Source organism: Pseudomonas sp. NFPP04, assembly GCF_900113815.1.
GTDB classification, from domain to species: domain Bacteria; phylum Pseudomonadota; class Gammaproteobacteria; order Pseudomonadales; family Pseudomonadaceae; genus Aquipseudomonas; species Aquipseudomonas extremorientalis.
In genome coordinates this window covers 370966-388040 of the sequence record NZ_FOQS01000003.1, presented here as the reverse complement: position 1 = coordinate 388040, position 17075 = coordinate 370966, and the positions used below count along the sequence as shown (strand labels likewise).

Below are 17075 nucleotides of genomic sequence, written 5' to 3'. Positions count from 1 at the left end.
GTGGCTGGTCAGAGCGCGTGAAGAGGTAACGGGTGGCTGGCAAACCAGGCTTGCGCCTCCAGGTCGAGCACGGCGATGCCCTGGAAATCGATGACGCGCAAACCGCGTTCTTCGCCCTTGTGGTACAGCGCACGGAAGATCCTTCCAGGCCACAGGCGACGGCGCAGCAAACTGCTGATGCGCCGGGTGTGACCAAACGGCGCGACCCAGTCGTTGATCCACAGGCGGTCGCCACTGTCCCAGTCCGCCGCCGGCAGGCACACCGCAGGTTCGCGCAGATAGCGCGCCTCGGCCTCGGCACTGAGGTTCAACCACGACATGAAAAACACCGGCTGCCCGGCTTCACTGATCAAGATGAACTGGCGCCGCTTGATCGCAGGCAGCAACAAGGTCGACAGGCTGTGCAACGGCGCATCGCGATGGGCCGCCGAGTGCATCCACAGCCACACCGCCGAGCCCAGCACCTGGGCTTCGTCGATGGCGCTGTCGGCGCGCTCGGGAGCAAGCACCTCCAAGGTGTCGTGATGCATGCTGGGCTCCTTCAAAACGACCAGTTGGCGCTGAAGCCACTGGTCACGTCGGCGGTCTGGAAGCCCTTGGGTTTTTCCAGGGGTTTGCCGGTGTAAATGTCATAGGAAAATTGCTTGTAGCCCCCGCGCAGGCCCACCACCGCACCAGCCAGGCGCCGGCCCGAAAGGTACTGGGTGGAATGCCCGCCGACTTCGCCGTAATCCACGCCCAGGTACAGTTCCTGGCCGGTGTTGGCCAGGCTCAGGCCCAGGTCGTTGCTGAACGTCCAGCCGCGTTCGGCCGACAGGATCTGCTCGCCGTCGAAGCCGCGCACGGTGTAGCGCCCGCCAATTGAAAAGCGGTCCTGGGGGATCAACGGTGTACGGTTCCACTGCCCGCGCCAGCCAGCGACGTAACGCAGACGTTGATCCGACAGGGTGAACGGCACCTGCAATTGCGCGTTGGCGGTGATGATCTGCGAACGCGAGGTGCCTTCGCCGTTTTCCTCTTCAGGCGCACGCAGCGCATCACGGGCACCGGTGCCACGGCGATAACCGACACCGAGGTCGAGGGTGTTGGCGCCGATGAATTCACGGTGATTGATCCCGGCCTGCCAACCGGCCATGCGGCGACGTTGCAGTTCGATTTCGGTGTCTTCGATGTAGTTGCTGGACGTACGACTCCAGCCACCGACCGACACAGTGGTCTTGCGCACCGCGTCGCGGTAGATCACCCGTGACAGCTGCACCTCGTTGGTCCGGCTGCGGCCACTGTAGGAATAGGCCTGGTTCACCCCGGCAATCGTCTGGTGGTAGTCATACTCGCTGGACGTCAGGCTCAGTTGCCAATAGTCGTAGGGCACCGAGTAGTGCACGGTGTGGCCTTTCGAACCACGGTCACCGCTCTGACCGCCGCCCAGGTCGTGGTTGAAACTGATGTAGAACAGGTCATTGAGGGTCGCCAGGTTATCCAGCGACAGAGCGACGTTGCCCTGATACTTGCCGGTCTGCTTGCTGCCGGAGTCATCCACCGACAGGCTCACGCGTACTGGAATCGCCTGCTTCCAGGCAATCACGACATCACTCTCCCCCGGCTGTGCATCCGCGCCCTCGGCTGGCGTGATCTGCACATCGGCTTCGGCGGTGGGCACGCGTTTGAAGTTTTCCAGCGCCTGTTCGATGTCGCGCAGGTTGAGCACATCGCCAGGCGACGCGGGCATGGCGTTCCAATAGTTGGCGCGCGTGGAGGTGCCCGGTGCAAAACGGATGTGCTTGATGCGTCCGGGCACCAGCACCAGCGCCAGCGTGCCCTGGTTCAAGTCCTGGGGCTGGGCGAGGACGCGAGTGGTGATGAAGCCCTTGGCGATGATCGCGTTCTGGATGCGCTTCATCGTCAGGTTGATCCCGGCGGAGCCGACGCATTGCCCCTGCACCGGATCGTCGCTCGGGTTGGCGGCACGCAAGGCCCACTGGAAATCTTCGGACTGGTCGCCGCCAAGGACCACACGGTCGATCTTGAAACACGGCGTTTCATTGCGCGGCAGACGCAGAGTGCCGGAGCTGTCTTGCGGAGTTTCGAGACGGACGTCGGGGGACGGTTCCAACTGCTCGCGCTGGGCACGTTCACGTTGTTGTTGCAGGAGCAGTTGCTGGGCGGGCGCTTGAGGCTCAGCGGCCAGTGTCGCTGCACTGGCAAGCAAACCGACAAGGGAGCAGGTGGCGACGCAAGACTGCAGCAAAACAGAGGGTTTTGTTCTAGGTGAAGCGTCGAAAGACATTTCGCATCCTTGTGAGTGAAACTTCCTACATGCGCAGGTTGGTCACCACAAAGACATAAAAGTGCCATCAGGGTGTATGGCCCTGTGACACATTTCGCAAAAAAAGGCCGCCTTGGACACCTCCATTTTTTTCTTGAAGGCTCTACTTCAAGGCTTTTAGGGTATCTCAGCGAATTTGCCAACAATTCGTTTTTGTACTGTTTTGTTGTAGAAGGGCTCAGCCCCCTGCAAGTTGATGGCGGTACTAACAGACATCAGCTCTTGTGCAGCTTGCTCATCAACTGCGCCTCAGCCTGGGTCAAGCCGCAAGACTGCGTCAATTCATCCACCGTAGCCCCCATGCCCACCAGCTTCGCCGCCTGGGCAAACGAAAGGCTCGAAGGGTCGCGTTGCTCGATCTGCGCCAGCTTGTCCGGCAACGGCGCAAGAATGGCGCGCAATTCGTGCACCTCATCCCCCACCCTCACCGCACTCTGCTGGTAATGATCGACCCGCTTGACCAACTCCAGGATGCGCCGGTCACGCACCGCATCACGCTCGGCCTGTTGCAACAACAGTTCGCGCTGCTGGCTCACATGGCGCAGCAGAAATGCCAACGTCCCGGCCCACAACAGGGCCAGGACAATCACCGCAGCCTCAAGGAACAATCAGATACTCTCCAGTTCCGACCACTCTTCTTCGCTCATCATCTTGTCCAGCTCAACCAGAATCAGCAGTTCGCCGTTCTTGTTGCACACGCCCTGGATGAACTTGGCGGACTCTTCGTTACCCACGTTCGGCGCAGTTTCCACTTCCGATTGGCGCAGGTAGACCACTTCGGCCACGCTGTCGACCATGATCCCGACCACTTGCTTGTCGGCCTCGATGATGACGATACGCGTGTTGTCGTTGACCTCGGTCGGTACCAGGCCGAAACGCTGGCGGGTGTCGATCACCGTCACCACGTTGCCGCGCAGGTTGATGATGCCCAGCACGTAGCTCGGCGCACCCGGTACCGGGGCGATTTCGGTGTAGCGCAGCACTTCCTGCACGCGCATCACGTTAATGCCGTAGGACTCGTTGTCCAGTTTGAAGGTTACCCATTGCAGGATCGGATCATCCAAACCTTGTGCGGACGCTGACTTGTTCATACCCCTGACCCCTTCAAGATTGGCCACGCACCAGCGTGGACCTTATTGTTCAATCAACTGCGTTTAGTAACCGGCATCGTTTTGACGGCACCACTGGCGATCAACTCGGCCAGTTCGGCGACGTCGAGCAACGCGCACATGTGTTCGATCACGGTGCCCGCCAGCCAAGGCCGTTGGCCCCGGTGGCTGCGCCATTTGATTTCGTTCGGGTCCAGGCGCAACGAGCGGCTGACTTGATGCACCGCCAGCCCCCACTCGTAGCCCTGCACCGAGATCACGTATTGCAAGCCCTGGCGGAAGTCGTCGCGGTAGCGGTCGGGCATGACCCAGCGCGCGGTATCCAGCACCTTCAGGTTGCCGGCCTGGCTCGGCAGGATGCCGAGGAACCACTCCGGCTGCCCGAACAGCGGCGTCAGTTCCTGACCTTCCAGGGAATAGATCGAGCCCAGGCACACCAGCGGCACCGCCAGCGTCAAACCGGCGACGTCGAACAACAGGCATTCGAACGGCTCGGCGGCCCAGCTCGGGCGATCATCACCGGTGACCGGCGGCGGTGTGATGCTCGGCGGCAGGTGCACTTCCACCACCGGCTCGACCACTGCCGGAATCGCCACCGCCGGCATAATCGGCACCACGACCTGCGCATCCCGTGCTTGTTCTTCCAACACCGCCAACTGGAATTCATCCAGCGCGGCTTCTGGCTCGACAGCAGGCTCCAGTACCAGGATCGGTTCCGGCAGGGCTTCCTCGGTCGCGTCCTGCAGCAGGGCATCCAGATAGGATTCCAGTGCCAGTTGCGGCCGGGTCTTGAGTTCGACGGGACGGTTCATCACGCCACCTGCGCCACAAGCTGCTGGGACAGCAGGTGTTTGAGCAACGCGCGGTAGGCCAGTACGCCACGGCTTTTCGGGTCGAACTGCGACGGCGCCAGGCCGGCGCGGCTGGCGTCACGCAGGCGCGTGTCCACCGGGATATAGCCGTTCCAGATGGTGTCAGGGTAGGCATCGCGCAATACGCGCAGGGTGCCGAGGGACGCCTGGGTGCGGCGGTCGAACAGGGTCGGCACGATACTGAACGGCAGCGCCTGTTTGCGCGAACGGTTGATCATCGCCAGGGTGCTGACCATGCGCTCCAGGCCTTTGACGGCCAAATGCTCGGTCTGCACCGGGATCACTAGTTGCTGGCTGGCCGCCAGGGCGTTGACCATCAGCACGCCGAGCAACGGCGGGCTGTCGATGATCGCGTAGTCGAAGTCCTGCCACAGTTGCGCCAGGGTCTTGGCGATCACCAGGCCCAGGCCGCTCTGCCCCGGCGACTGGCGCTCCAGGGTGGCCAGCGCGGTGCTGGACGGCAGCAGCGAAATGCTCTCGTTACTGGTGGGCAACAGCAGTTGCCCGGGCAGATCGGCCGGCACACTGCCCTTGTGCAGGAACAGGTCGTAGTTGCTGTGTTCCAGCGCATCCGGGTCGTAGCCGAAATAGCTGGTCATGGAGCCGTGAGGGTCCAGGTCCACCACGACCACACGCTTGCCCGCCTCGGCCAGCAAGCCGGCTAAGGCGATGGAGGTGGTGGTCTTGCCGACTCCACCTTTTTGATTGGCAACTGCCCAGACTCTCATTCGGTTGGTTCCTCCCGGCAGGCACAGGCGCGACCGAGACATTGCATGGGGTTATTGAGCCGGCGACGGAGAATTGACGGCACTCTGTCGAACCGGCGGTTTTACCGGGGCCGGTGCAGTTTGTGTGCCAGCCCGCTTCAAGGCCGCATCCGGTGTTGCATTGGCGGTGCCGGTGCCGGTCAGGCTGCGGCGCACATCCAGGTTGCGCGAGACCACCAGCACCACCCGTCGGTTACGCGCGCGGCCTTGCGCCGTGGCGTTGTTGGCCACCGGCTGGAACTCACCGTAGCCCACCGACGCCAGGCGGCCAGGGTTGACGCCCTGCATCGCCAGCATCCTGACGATGCTCGCCGCTCGTGCCGACGACAGCTCCCAGTTGGTCGGGTACTGCGCGGTGCTGATCGGAACGTTGTCAGTGAAGCCTTCGACGTGGATCGGGTTCTCGAACGGTTTGAGGATCGCCGCCACTTTGTCGATGATGGTGAATGCCTGGTCGCTGGGCATCGCATCGGCGCTGGCGAACAGCAGGCTGGAGTTCAACTCGATCTCCACCCACAACTCGTTGCCGCGCACGGTCATCTGGTTGGAGCTGATCAAGTCGCCAAACGCGGCACTGATGTCGTCGGCGATGCTTTTCAGCGGGTCGCTGGTGCCGCCCACGCCGGCGGCGGTTTCATCGCTGTCGTTGACCAGCGGCTTGGCCGGGGTCACGGTCTTGGGCCGTTCTTCACCAATAGGGATCGGCTTGAGCGCACGGTCGGCATCGTTGAACACGCCGATCAGCGCCTGGGAAATGACTTTGTACTTGCCTTCGTTGATCGACGAGATGGAGTACATCACCACGAAAAACGCGAACAGCAGGGTGATGAAGTCCGCATAGGACACCAGCCACCGCTCGTGGTTGACGTGTTCTTCAGGCTCGCGACGGCGACGGCTCACAGGCAATTACCTCCCTGCACACAGTACTCACTGCCAACCGGTTCATTGTGGCGAGCGAGCTTGCTCGCGTTGGGCTGCGGAGCAGCCCCAAAACCAGGCACCGCAATCTTTCTGAAAAAACACGGTGCCTGGATCAGGGCCGCTTCGCGCCCCAACGCGAGCAAGCTCGCTCGCCACAAGTAGATACTCATGGTCATCAATCCATGAAGCCCTGGAGCTTCAATTCGATGGAACGCGGGTTCTCGCCCTCGGCGATCGACAGGATGCCTTCGAGCAGCATCTCGCGATAACGCGACTGGCGCATGGCAATCGACTTGAGTTTGCTGGCCACCGGCAACAGCACCAGGTTGGCACTGGCCACGCCGTAGATGGTGGCGACAAACGCCACGGCAATGCCGCTGCCCAGTTGCGAGGGGTCGGCCAGGTTGCCCATCACGTGGATCAGGCCCATCACCGCACCGATGATGCCGATGGTCGGCGCGTAGCCGCCCATGCTTTCGTAGACTTTGGCGGCGTTGATGTCGCGGCTTTCCTGGGTGTAGAAATCCACTTCCAGAATGCTGCGGATCGCTTCCGGCTCGGCACCGTCCACCAGCAATTGCAGGCCTTTGCGCGCGTAGCTGTCGGGCTCGGCATCGGCCACGCCTTCCAGGCCCAGCAGACCTTCCTTGCGCGCGGTGAGGCTCCAGTTGACCACGCGGTCGATGCCACCGGGCAGGTCCACGCGTGGCGGGAAAATGATCCATATCAGAATCTGCATGGCGCGCTTGAACGAGCTCATGGGCGATTGCAACAACGCCGCGCCCACGGTGCCGCCGATCACGATCAGCGCCGCCGGGCCGTTGGCCAGGGCGCCGAGGTGCCCGCCCTCGAGGTAGTTGCCGCCGATGATCGCAACAAACGCCATGATGATGCCGATCAGGCTCAGTACATCCATCAGAGGCAGGCCTCCACCAGATGCTTGCCGATGTCGTCCAGGCTGTAGACGGCGTCGGCCAGGTCCGCCTTGACGATGGCCATGGGCATGCCATAGATCACGCAGCTGGCTTCGTCCTGGGCCCAGATGGCACTGCCGCCCTGCTTGAGCAGGCGCGCACCTTCACGGCCGTCGGCGCCCATGCCGGTGAGCACCACCGCCAGAACTTTGTCACCGTAGGACTTGGCTGCCGAACCGAAGGTGATGTCCACGCACGGCTTGTAATTCAGGCGTTCGTCGCCCGGCAGGATTTTGATCGCGCCACGGCCGTCGACCATCATCTGCTTGCCACCGGGGGCCAGCAGCGCCAGGCCAGGGCGCAGGATGTCGCCATCCTCGGCTTCCTTGACGCTGATGCGGCACAGCTTGTCCAGGCGCTCGGCGAAAGCCTTGGTGAACGCCGCCGGCATATGCTGGATCAATACGATCGGCGCCGGGAAGTTGGCCGGCAATTGGGTCAATACGCGTTGCAGCGCAACCGGGCCGCCGGTGGAGGTGCCGATGGCGACCAGCTTGTAGGCCTTGCGCTTGGGTGCGGGCGAATGCGAAGACGCAGGCGCCGCCGTGCGAGCGGGTGCCACCGCAGGCCGTGCCACCGGCGCAGGCGCAGGGCGCGCAAACGACGATGTCGGTGCCGCTGGAGCCGGTGCTGGCGCAGCGGTTGGCGCAGGCGCGCTGAACAGGCTGCGACGGTTACTGCGCGAAATGCTGTGCACTTTCTCGCAGAGCATCTGCTTGACCTTCTCGGGGTTGCGCGAGATGTCTTCGAAATTCTTCGGCAGGAAGTCCACCGCGCCGGCGTCCAGCGCATCCAGGGTGACCCGGGCGCCTTCGTGCGTCAGCGAGGAAAACATCAGGACCGGGGTCGGGCAGCGTTGCATGATGTGCCGGACTGCCGTGATGCCATCCATCATCGGCATCTCGTAGTCCATGGTGATCACGTCCGGTTTCAACGCAATGGCTTGATCAATCGCCTCTTTGCCGTTGGTGGCCGTGCCGACCACCTGGATCGTTGGATCGGCGGAAAGAATTTCCGAGACGCGGCGGCGGAAGAAACCCGAATCGTCCACCACCAGGACCTTGACTGCCATAAACACTCCGTTAGGCGGGGCGGGCACTACCGCCCTGCCCCACCAGAATCAAATACGCCGAGCGGCGTAACGCTTGAGCATGCTCGGAACATCGAGAATCAGCGCGATCCGACCGTCACCGGTGATGGTCGCACCCGACATGCCCGGGGTTCCCTGCAGCATTTTGCCCAAAGGCTTGATGACCACTTCTTCCTGGCCAACCAGTTGATCGACGACAAAGCCGATGCGCTGGGTGCCCACGGAGAGAATCACCACATGGCCTTCGCGCTGCTCTTCATGCTTGGCCGATGCCACCAGCCAGCGCTTGAGGTAGAACAGGGGCAATGCCTTGTCGCGCACGATCACCACTTCCTGGCCGTCCACCACGTTGGTGCGCGACAGGTCGAGGTGGAAGATTTCGTTGACGTTGACCAGCGGGAAGGCGAACGCCTGGTTGCCCAGCATCACCATCAGGGTCGGCATGATCGCCAGGGTCAACGGCACCTTGATGACGATCTTGGAGCCCTGGCCCTTGGTCGAGTAGATGTTGATCGAGCCGTTGAGCTGGCTGATCTTGGTCTTCACCACGTCCATGCCGACGCCACGGCCGGACACGTCGGAAATCTCGGTCTTGGTCGAGAAGCCCGGGGCGAAGATCAGGTTGTAGCACTCGGTGTCGGTCAGGCGGTCGGCGGCGTCCTTGTCCATCACGCCGCGCTTGACCGCGATGTTGCGCAATATGGTCGGGTCCATGCCTTTGCCGTCGTCAGTGATCGACAGCAGGATGTGGTCGCCCTCTTGCTCGGCAGCCAGGATCACCTTGCCGTTGCGCGACTTGCCCGAGGCTTCGCGCTCTTCCGGGGTTTCCACGCCGTGGTCCACGGCGTTGCGCACCAAGTGGACCAGCGGGTCGGCCAGGGCCTCGACCAGGTTCTTGTCGAGGTCGGTTTCTTCGCCCACCAGTTCCAGGTTGATTTCTTTCTTCAGCTGACGCGCGAGGTCGCGAACCAGGCGCGGGAAGCGCCCGAAGACTTTCTTGATCGGCTGCATCCGCGTTTTCATCACGGCGGTCTGCAGGTCGGCGGTCACCACGTCGAGGTTCGACACGGCCTTCTGCATGGCTTCATCGCCGCTGCTCAGGCCCAGGCGCACCAGGCGGTTACGCACCAGTACCAGTTCGCCGACCATGTTCATGATGTCGTCCAGGCGCGCGGTATCCACCCGCACGGTGGTCTCGGCTTCACTGGCAGGCTTCTCGGCTGCCGGTGCCGGGGCGGCGCGCGCCGGAGCAGGTGCGGCGGCCGGGGCCGGTGCTGGCTTGGCGGCTGGAGCAGGCGCAGCGGCCTTGGCGGCGGCCGGTGCAGCTGTCGCCACCGCAGCGGCCGGGGCCACTTCACTGAACTTGCCCTTGCCGTGCAATTCGTCCAGCAGGGATTCGAACTCGTGATCGGAGATCAGCCCATCGCCCGCAGGAGCGGCACTGGCAGCAGCCGGTGCCGCAGCCGTGGCGGCGACTTCCGGCAAGGCGTCGGCCGTGAAGGTGCCCTTGCCATGCAGTTGGTCGAGCAATGCCTCGAATTCATCGTCGGTAATATCGGTGCTGGCGCTGGCCGCCGGTGCATCCGCAGCCGCAGCGGCGGGTGCCACGGCGTCGGCCGCGAACTGGCCTTTGCCATGCAACTGGTCGAGCAGCGATTCGAACTCAGCGTCAGTGATGTCTTCGCTGGTCGGTGCGGCGACCGGCGCGGCCGGTGCTTGCGCCTCGGCCTTGACGGCACTGAGGGAGTTGAGCAGCTGTTCGAATTCGCTGTCGGTCACATCCGGTTCGGCCTCAACCACAGGCTCCGGCGCGGCTTCAACCACCGGTGCGGCCGACGTGTCGGCAGGCTCCGCATAGCGCGCCAGGGCGGCCAGCAGTTCCGGGGTCGCCGCCGTGATCGGGGCACGCTCACGCACCTCGCTGAACATGCCGTTGACCGCATCCAGTGCTTCGAGAATCACGTCCATCAACTCCGAATCAACGTGACGCTCACCCTTGCGCAGGATGTCGAACACGTTCTCGGCGATGTGGCAGCACTCCACCAGCTCATGGAGCTGGAGGAAGCCGGCGCCCCCTTTTACAGTGTGAAAACCGCGAAAAATTGCATTGAGCAGGTTCGCATCATCCGGTCGGCTTTCCAGCTCGACCAGTTGCTCGGACAACTGCTCTAAAATTTCGCCGGCCTCTACAAGGAAATCCTGAAGGATTTCTTCATCGGCGCCGAAGCTCATGTGGGTGCTCCTTAGAAGCCTAAACTGGATAACAGGTCATCGACATCATCTTGACCCGATACAACGTCTTCACGTTTATCGGCATGAATCTGCGGACCTTCACCCTTGGCGAGATGTTTTTGTGGATCTTTTTCCGAGAGGATCGCTTCGCGGTCATGTTCGATGCCGGCAAAACGGTCAACCTGGCCTGCCATAAGCACCAATTTGAGCAAGTTGCTTTCCACTTCGGTGACCAACTGGGTCACACGCTTGATCACCTGACCGGTGAGGTCCTGGTAATCCTGGGCCAGCAGAATGTCGTTGAGGTTGCTGGAAACCGTACGGTTTTCCTGCTCGCTGCGTGACAGGAAACCGTCGACCCGACGCGCCAACTCGCGAAACTCCTCGGCCCCCACTTCCCGGCGCATGAAGCGGCCCCAGTCGTGGCTCAGGGCCTGGGCTTCAGTGGCCATGCCGTTGACCAGGGGCGTGGCGTTTTCCACCAGGTCCATGGTGCGGTTGGCCGCCGCCTCAGTCAGCCTGACCACATAGGACAGGCGTTCGGTGGCATCGGTGATTTGCGAGATTTCTTCGGCCTGGGGCATGTGCGGGTCAATCTGGAAATTGACGATCGCACTGTGCAGCTCGCGTGTGAGCTTGCCCACTTCCTGGTACAGGCCGCGGTCACGGGTCTGGTTGAGCTCATGGATTAACTGCACCGCGTCGCCGAACTGGCCTCTTTCAAGGCTGTCGACCAACTGGTGAGCATGCTTTTTCAGGGTCGACTCGAAGTCTCCCTGTGACGTTTCTTTATGCTCCATAGCTCCCCCGCGATGGCATTAGCCGTGGATGCGTTCGAAGATTTTTTCGATCTTCTCTTTCAAGGCCAATGCCGTGAATGGCTTGACCACGTAACCGTTGACCCCGGCCTGGGCGGCTTCGATGATCTGCTCACGCTTGGCTTCGGCGGTGACCATCAGCACAGGCAGGCTGCGCAGCTTTTCGTCAGCGCGCACGTGGCGCAGCAAGTCGATACCGGTCATGCCCGGCATGTTCCAGTCTGTTACCAGAAAGTCGATGCTCCCGCTGTTGAGGATCGGAATGGCCGTAATGCCGTCATCCGCCTCGACCGTGTTTGTGAACCCAAGGTCACGCAACAGGTTTTTTATGATCCGCCGCATCGTTGAGAAGTCATCAACGATGAGGATTTTCATGTTCTTGTCCAATTCGACCTCCAAGCAGTCTTAAACGCGCCCAGCACCTGGACGCGCCATTTCAATCAACAGGCATTACACAAAAAGGACTGCCGGGGGCACCACGGGTCGAACCCGCGAAGGCCGGTTGCCCTCGCGGTATCGTCTGCAGTGTCCCCACACTGCCTGTTCAGCGCGCTCGCCACTCTCCCAAACGCCCCCGCAAGCGGGCTGCGCACTGGCTGTGCAACTGGCTGACCCGCGATTCGCTGACACCCAGGACCTCACCGATTTCCTTGAGGTTCAGCTCTTCGTCGTAGTACAGCGCCAACACCAGCCGCTCACGCTCCGGCAAATTGGCAATCGCGTCCGCCAACGCTCCCTGGAAACGCTCATCTTCCAGGTCACGCGATGGCTCCATATGAGCACTCGCGCCGTCCTCGTGCAGCCCTTCATGTTCGCCGTCCTGCAACAGGTCGTCGAAACTGAACAGGCGGCTGCCCAAGGTATCGTTCAAAATCCCGTAGTAATCGTCGAGACTCAATTGGAGTTCGGCCGCAACTTCGTGATCTTTAGCGTCGCGACCGGTTTTTGCTTCAATTGCGCGAATTGCGTCACTGACCATGCGTGTGTTGCGGTGTACCGAACGCGGCGCCCAGTCACCTTTGCGCACTTCATCGAGCATCGCGCCACGGATGCGGATGCCCGCATACGTCTCGAAACTCGCCCCCTTGCTCGCGTCGTATTTGGTCGACACTTCGAGCAGGCCGATCATGCCCGCCTGGATCAGGTCTTCGACCTGCACGCTGGCGGGCAGGCGTGCCAGCAGGTGATAGGCAATGCGCTTGACCAGGGGCGCGTAGCGCTCGATCAACTCGCCCTGGCTGTCACGGGCAGACTTCTTGTAAGCGTTGTAGCCGGTCGCTGTCATAGCACGGGTCCTGCGCTCGTCTGATGCACCAATCGCTCGACGAAAAACTCCAGATGCCCCCGGGGGTTGGCGGGCAACGGCCAGGTATCGACCTTCTGGGCAATAGCCTTGAACGCCAGTGCACACTTGGAACGAGGGAATGCTTCGTAGACTGCACGCTGCTTTTGCACAGCCTTGCGCACACACTCGTCGTAGGGAACTGCGCCGACGTATTGTAAGGCGACATCGAGGAAACGATCCGTGACCTTGGTCAACTTGGCGAACAGGTTGCGCCCTTCCTGCGGACTCTGGGCCATGTTGGCCAGGACGCGGAAGCGGTTCATGCCGTAATCACGGTTAAGCAGTTTGATCAGGGCGTAGGCGTCGGTGATCGAGGTGGGTTCATCGCAGACCACCAGCAACACTTCCTGCGCGGCGCGCACGAAGCTGACCACGGATTCGCCGATCCCGGCGGCGGTGTCGATCACCAGCACGTCGAGGTTGTCGCCGATGTCACTGAAGGCCTGGATCAGGCCGGCATGCTGCGCCGGGCTCAGGTGCACCATGCTCTGGGTGCCGGAGGCGGCCGGGACGATGCGGATGCCACCGGGCCCTTGCAGCAGCACATCGCGCAGCTCACAACGGCCCTCGATCACATCGGCAAGGGTGTGCTTGGGCGTCAGCCCCAGCAGAACGTCGACGTTCGCCAACCCCAGGTCAGCATCCAGCAGCATGACGCGACGGCCAAGCTCTGCCAGGGCCAGGGACAAATTCACTGACACGTTAGTTTTTCCGACGCCACCTTTGCCGCCGGTCACCGCGATCACCTGTACGGGATGCATGCTGCCCATTTTATTTCTTTACCTTGTCTTGCTTAGACGCAGGCTACATGGCTTGGCCGCGTGAATCGCTTGCAGACCATCGATGTAGATACTTTTCACGGTGTTCATACCGTCCTCAACCTACCCGCTTCGCCGGGTTGTGGTAGAGGTCGGCGAACATATCGGCCATCGCTTCCTCGCTAGGCTCGTCTTGCATTTGCACGCTGACTGCACGGCTGACCAACTGATGACGGCGCGGCAGATGCAGATCATCCGGGATCCGCGGCCCGTCGGTCAGGTAGGCGACCGGCAATTCATGACTGATGGCCAGGCTCAGCACCTCGCCCAGGCTCGCGGTTTCGTCGAGCTTGGTGAGGATGCAACCGGCCAGGCCGCAGCGCTTGTAACTATGATACGCAGCGGTAAGAACCTGTTTCTGGCTGGTGGTTGCAAGCACCAGGTAATTTTTCGACTTGATGCCACGCCCGGCCAGGCTTTCCAACTGCATGCGCAAGGCCGGGTCGCTGGCTTGCAGGCCGGCGGTATCGATCAGCACCACGCGCTTGCGCAGCAGCGGGTCGAGGGCGTTGGCCAGGGACTGGCCCGGGTCGACATGGGTCACCGGCACATTGAGAATGCGGCCCAGGGTCTTGAGCTGCTCCTGGGCACCAATACGGTAGCTGTCCATGCTCACCAGCGCGATATTCTGAGCGCCGTACTTGAGCACGTAACGGGCGGCCAGCTTGGCCAGGGTGGTGGTCTTGCCCATGCCGGCAGGGCCGACCATGGCGATCACACCGCCCTCTTCCAGGGGTTCGATTTCCGGGGTGGCGATCATCCGCGCCAGATGGGCCAGCAACATGCGCCAGGCCTGGCGAGGCTCTTCGATCTCGGTGGTCAGGGCCAGCAGGTCGCGGGACAACGGGCCGGACAGGCCGATGCGTTGCAGGCGGCGCCACAGGTTGGCCTGTTGCGGTTTGCTGCCTTGCAACTGGTTCCAGGCCAGCGAGCCCAACTGCACTTCGAGCAGTTCACGCAAACCGTTGAGTTCAAAGCGCATCGAATCGAACACGCGCTGGTCAACCGCCGCTGCCGGGGCTGGCGCAGCGGGACGCGGCGGCTCTTTGAAGGTCGGCTCAACCAATGGCTCGGCGGCGGTCAGCGGCAGGCCGGCGAACAACTGACGATTGGTGGTGGCATCGCTGTCGCCACGCATGCTCAGTTCAGCCTGGGCCGAGACGATGCGCGAAGCGGTCTTGCGCAGCTCGTCTTCGAGCTCCATGTTCGGCACGCGCGGCGCCAGGGCCGAAGGGGTGTAATCCAGGGCAGCCGTCAGCTCGACACCGCCGGCAATACGACGGTTGCCGATAATCGCGGCGTCGGCGCCCAGCTCATCACGAACCAGTTTCATGGCCTGACGCATATCGGCGGCGAAAAAACGCTTCACTTGCATAACCCACTACCCTCAGCCGTTGGGCCCTACTGTCGCGACGATAGTCACTTGCTTGTTGTCAGGAATTTCCTGATAAGCCAAAACGTGCAAATTCGGTACTGCCAGGCGCCCAAACCGCGACAACATCGCCCGGACCGGGCCTGCCACCAGCAGGATCACCGGTTGGCCTTGCATTTCCTGGCGTTGCGCGGCGTCGATCAACGAACGCTGCAGCTTCTCGGCCATGCTTGGCTCCAGCAGAACGCCCTCTTCCTGGCCTTGTCCTGCCTTCTGAATACTATTGAGCAATATTTGTTCCAACCTGGGTTCCAAGGTGATCACAGGCAGCTCGGAGTCAAGCCCTACAATGCTTTGCACGATTGCACGCGACAATCCGACGCGCACCGCGGCCACCAGCGCGGCAGTATCTTGACTCTTGGCGGCATTGTTGGCGATAGCCTCGGCAATGCTGCGAATGTCGCGCACCGGCACCTGTTCGGCCAGCAACGCCTGCAATACCTTGAGCAACTGGGACAGCGACAGAATGCCCGGCACCAGCTCTTCGGCGAGTTTTGGCGAGGCTTTGCCGAGCAAACCCATCAATTGCTGGACTTCTTCGTGGCCGATCAGCTCGTGGGAGTGCTTGTACAGGATCTGGTTGAGGTGGGTGGCGACCACGGTGCTGGCGTCCACCACGGTGTAACCCAGGGACTGCGCCTGGCTGCGCTGACTGATTTCGATCCATACCGCGTCCAGGCCAAAAGCCGGATCTTTGGCGGTAATGCCGTTGAGGCTGCCGAACACCTGCCCCGGGTTGATTGCCAGCTCGCGGTCCGGGTAGATCTCGGCTTCCGCCAGGATCACGCCCATCAGGGTCAGGCGGTAGGCGCTGGGCGCCAGGTCAAGGTTGTCGCGGATATGCACGGTGGGCATCAGGAAGCCCAGGTCCTGGGACAGCTTCTTGCGCACGCCCTTGATCCGCGCGAGCAATTGACCACCCTGGTTGCGGTCCACCAGCGGAATGAGGCGGTAGCCGACTTCCAGGCCGATCATGTCGATCGGGGTCACGTCATCCCAGCCCAGCTCCTTGGTTTCCTGGGCGCGGGCAGGGGATGGCAGCAGTTCCTGCTGGCGCGCAATCTCCTGCTGGGCCTGGACCTTGACCGCATTCTGCTTTTTCCAGAACAGGTAGGCCGCACCGCCGGCCAGGGCCGCCATGGTCAGGAACGATACGTGGGGCATGCCCGGCACGATGCCCATGATCGCCATGATGCCCGCCGCCACGGCCAGGGCCTTGGGCGAGGCGAACATCTGCCGGCTGATCTGCTTGCCCATGTCTTCGGAGCCCGAAGCACGGGTCACCATGATCGCCGCTGCTGTGGATAACAACAGTGATGGCAATTGCGCCACTAAACCGTCACCGATGGTCAGCAAGGCGTAGACCTTGCCCGCATCGCCGAAGGTCATGCCGTGTTGGAAGATACCGACGGCCATGCCGCCGATGAGGTTGATGAACAGAATCAGCAGGCCGGCGATGGCGTCACCGCGCACGAATTTGCTGGCACCGTCCATGGAGCCGTAGAACTCGGCTTCCTGGGCCACTTCCAGGCGGCGTGTCTTGGCCTGGTTCTGGTCGATCAGGCCGGCGTTGAGGTCGGCGTCGATCGCCATTTGTTTGCCGGGCATGGCGTCGAGGGTAAACCGCGCGCTCACCTCGGAAATCCGCCCGGCACCCTTGGTCACCACCACGAAGTTGATGATCATCAGGATCGCGAACACCACGATACCCACCACGTAGTTACCGCCGATCACCACCTCACCAAAGGCCTGGATCACCTTACCGGCGGCGGCGTGGCCGTCCTGACCGTGGAGCATCACCACGCGGGTGGACGCCACGTTCAGCGCCAGGCGCAGCAAGGTGGCGACCAGCAGGATGGTCGGGAATACCGCAAAATCCAGCGGCCGCAGGGCGTACACGCAGACCAGCAGCACCACGACGGACAGGGCAATGTTGAAGGTAAAGAACACGTCGAGCAGGAACGGCGGCATCGGCAACATCATCATTGCCAGCATCACCAGCAACAACAACGGCACACCCAGATTGCCCCGCGAGAGGTCAGTCAGGGTGCTGCGCGCCGTGCCGAGCATTTGAGAGCGATCCACCAGTATTCCTCGTGTCCTTTGAAGCAAAGTTTTGACGCAGTTGGGCGTCCTGAAGGCGGTATTGCAAGAAGCCTTCCAACTTTTGTTTTGGAACGTCGATCGCTATGAACACTCACGTTTTTTCGGAAAGAACATATTTTAAATGTGGGAGGGGGCTTGCCCCCGATTGCAGCTTGCCAGACTAAGAGTCGGTGACTGACACAACGCCATCGGGGGCAAGCCCCCTCCCACACTTGGATGTGCGCGCAGCCGGTACTACAGGGGAAATTTCCGATAAGGTTTTGCG

The 17075-nt window shown here is 61.9% G+C and carries 16 protein-coding genes; all 16 read right to left on the bottom strand.

The features are described 5' to 3' along the window. Positions 1-8 precede the first annotated feature (8 nt). A complete protein-coding gene (locus BM017_RS09155; RefSeq protein ID WP_092243060.1) occupies positions 9-530 on the bottom strand; it encodes a toxin-activating lysine-acyltransferase in 522 nt (173 codons plus the stop codon). Positions 531-541: 11 nt separating this feature from the next. After that, positions 542-2287, bottom strand: coding sequence for a ShlB/FhaC/HecB family hemolysin secretion/activation protein (locus tag BM017_RS09150; RefSeq protein WP_256575443.1), 1746 nt, complete (start codon positions 2285-2287; stop codon positions 542-544). A 254-nt stretch (positions 2288-2541) separates the two neighbouring features. After that, entirely contained in the window at positions 2542-2934 is a 393-nt protein-coding gene (locus tag BM017_RS09145) for a DUF2802 domain-containing protein (RefSeq protein WP_071489809.1), read from the bottom strand. Continuing rightward, positions 2935-3417 (bottom strand): chemotaxis protein CheW, encoded by a 483-nt coding sequence (locus BM017_RS09140; protein WP_010564003.1) that lies wholly within the window; start codon positions 3415-3417, stop codon positions 2935-2937. A gap of 53 nt (positions 3418-3470) precedes the next feature. Continuing rightward, positions 3471-4247: a CheW domain-containing protein gene (locus tag BM017_RS09135; RefSeq protein WP_092243057.1), complete on the bottom strand. Its 777-nt coding sequence runs from the start codon at positions 4245-4247 to the stop codon at positions 3471-3473. Next, positions 4247-5035: a ParA family protein gene (locus BM017_RS09130; RefSeq protein ID WP_016976611.1), complete on the bottom strand. Its 789-nt coding sequence runs from the start codon at positions 5033-5035 to the stop codon at positions 4247-4249. The genes BM017_RS09135 and BM017_RS09130 overlap by 1 nt, the downstream gene beginning before the upstream one ends. Before the next feature lie 51 nt (positions 5036-5086). After that, positions 5087-5974 carry a flagellar motor protein MotD gene (motD, locus tag BM017_RS09125; RefSeq protein WP_092243055.1) on the bottom strand — a complete coding sequence of 296 codons (888 nt, stop codon included), beginning with the start codon at positions 5972-5974 and terminating at the stop codon, positions 5087-5089. Positions 5975-6170: 196 nt separating this feature from the next. After that, on the bottom strand, positions 6171-6911 hold the full coding sequence (locus tag BM017_RS09115) for a flagellar motor protein (protein ID WP_033900785.1): 741 nt from the start codon (positions 6909-6911) through the stop codon (positions 6171-6173). Continuing rightward, on the bottom strand, positions 6911-8041 hold the full coding sequence (locus tag BM017_RS09110; protein WP_071489813.1) for a protein-glutamate methylesterase/protein-glutamine glutaminase: 1131 nt from the start codon (positions 8039-8041) through the stop codon (positions 6911-6913). The genes BM017_RS09115 and BM017_RS09110 overlap by 1 nt, the downstream gene beginning before the upstream one ends. Positions 8042-8089: 48 nt before the next feature. Then, positions 8090-10291, bottom strand: a complete 2202-nt coding sequence (locus BM017_RS09105) for a chemotaxis protein CheA (RefSeq protein ID WP_092243052.1) — start codon at positions 10289-10291, stop codon at positions 8090-8092. 11 nt (positions 10292-10302) lie between these two features. Beyond that, positions 10303-11091 carry a protein phosphatase CheZ gene (locus tag BM017_RS09100; RefSeq protein ID WP_058427225.1) on the bottom strand — a complete coding sequence of 263 codons (789 nt, stop codon included), beginning with the start codon at positions 11089-11091 and terminating at the stop codon, positions 10303-10305. 18 nt (positions 11092-11109) lie between these two features. Continuing rightward, positions 11110-11484, bottom strand: a complete 375-nt coding sequence (locus BM017_RS09095; protein WP_015885173.1) for a chemotaxis response regulator CheY — start codon at positions 11482-11484, stop codon at positions 11110-11112. Between the two features lie 169 nt (positions 11485-11653). Next, entirely contained in the window at positions 11654-12394 is a 741-nt protein-coding gene (fliA, locus tag BM017_RS09090) for an RNA polymerase sigma factor FliA (RefSeq protein ID WP_016976604.1), read from the bottom strand. Next, positions 12391-13224, bottom strand: coding sequence for a flagellar synthesis regulator FleN (fleN, locus tag BM017_RS09085; RefSeq protein ID WP_003192912.1), 834 nt, complete (start codon positions 13222-13224; stop codon positions 12391-12393). Before fleN ends, fliA begins: the two co-directional genes overlap by 4 nt. Before the next feature lie 106 nt (positions 13225-13330). Further along, positions 13331-14647, bottom strand: a complete 1317-nt coding sequence (gene flhF / locus BM017_RS09080) for a flagellar biosynthesis GTPase FlhF (protein ID WP_071489815.1) — start codon at positions 14645-14647, stop codon at positions 13331-13333. 12 nt (positions 14648-14659) lie between these two features. Continuing rightward, positions 14660-16774, bottom strand: a complete 2115-nt coding sequence (flhA, locus tag BM017_RS09075) for a flagellar biosynthesis protein FlhA (RefSeq protein ID WP_219731804.1) — start codon at positions 16772-16774, stop codon at positions 14660-14662. Positions 16775-17075 lie beyond the last annotated feature (301 nt).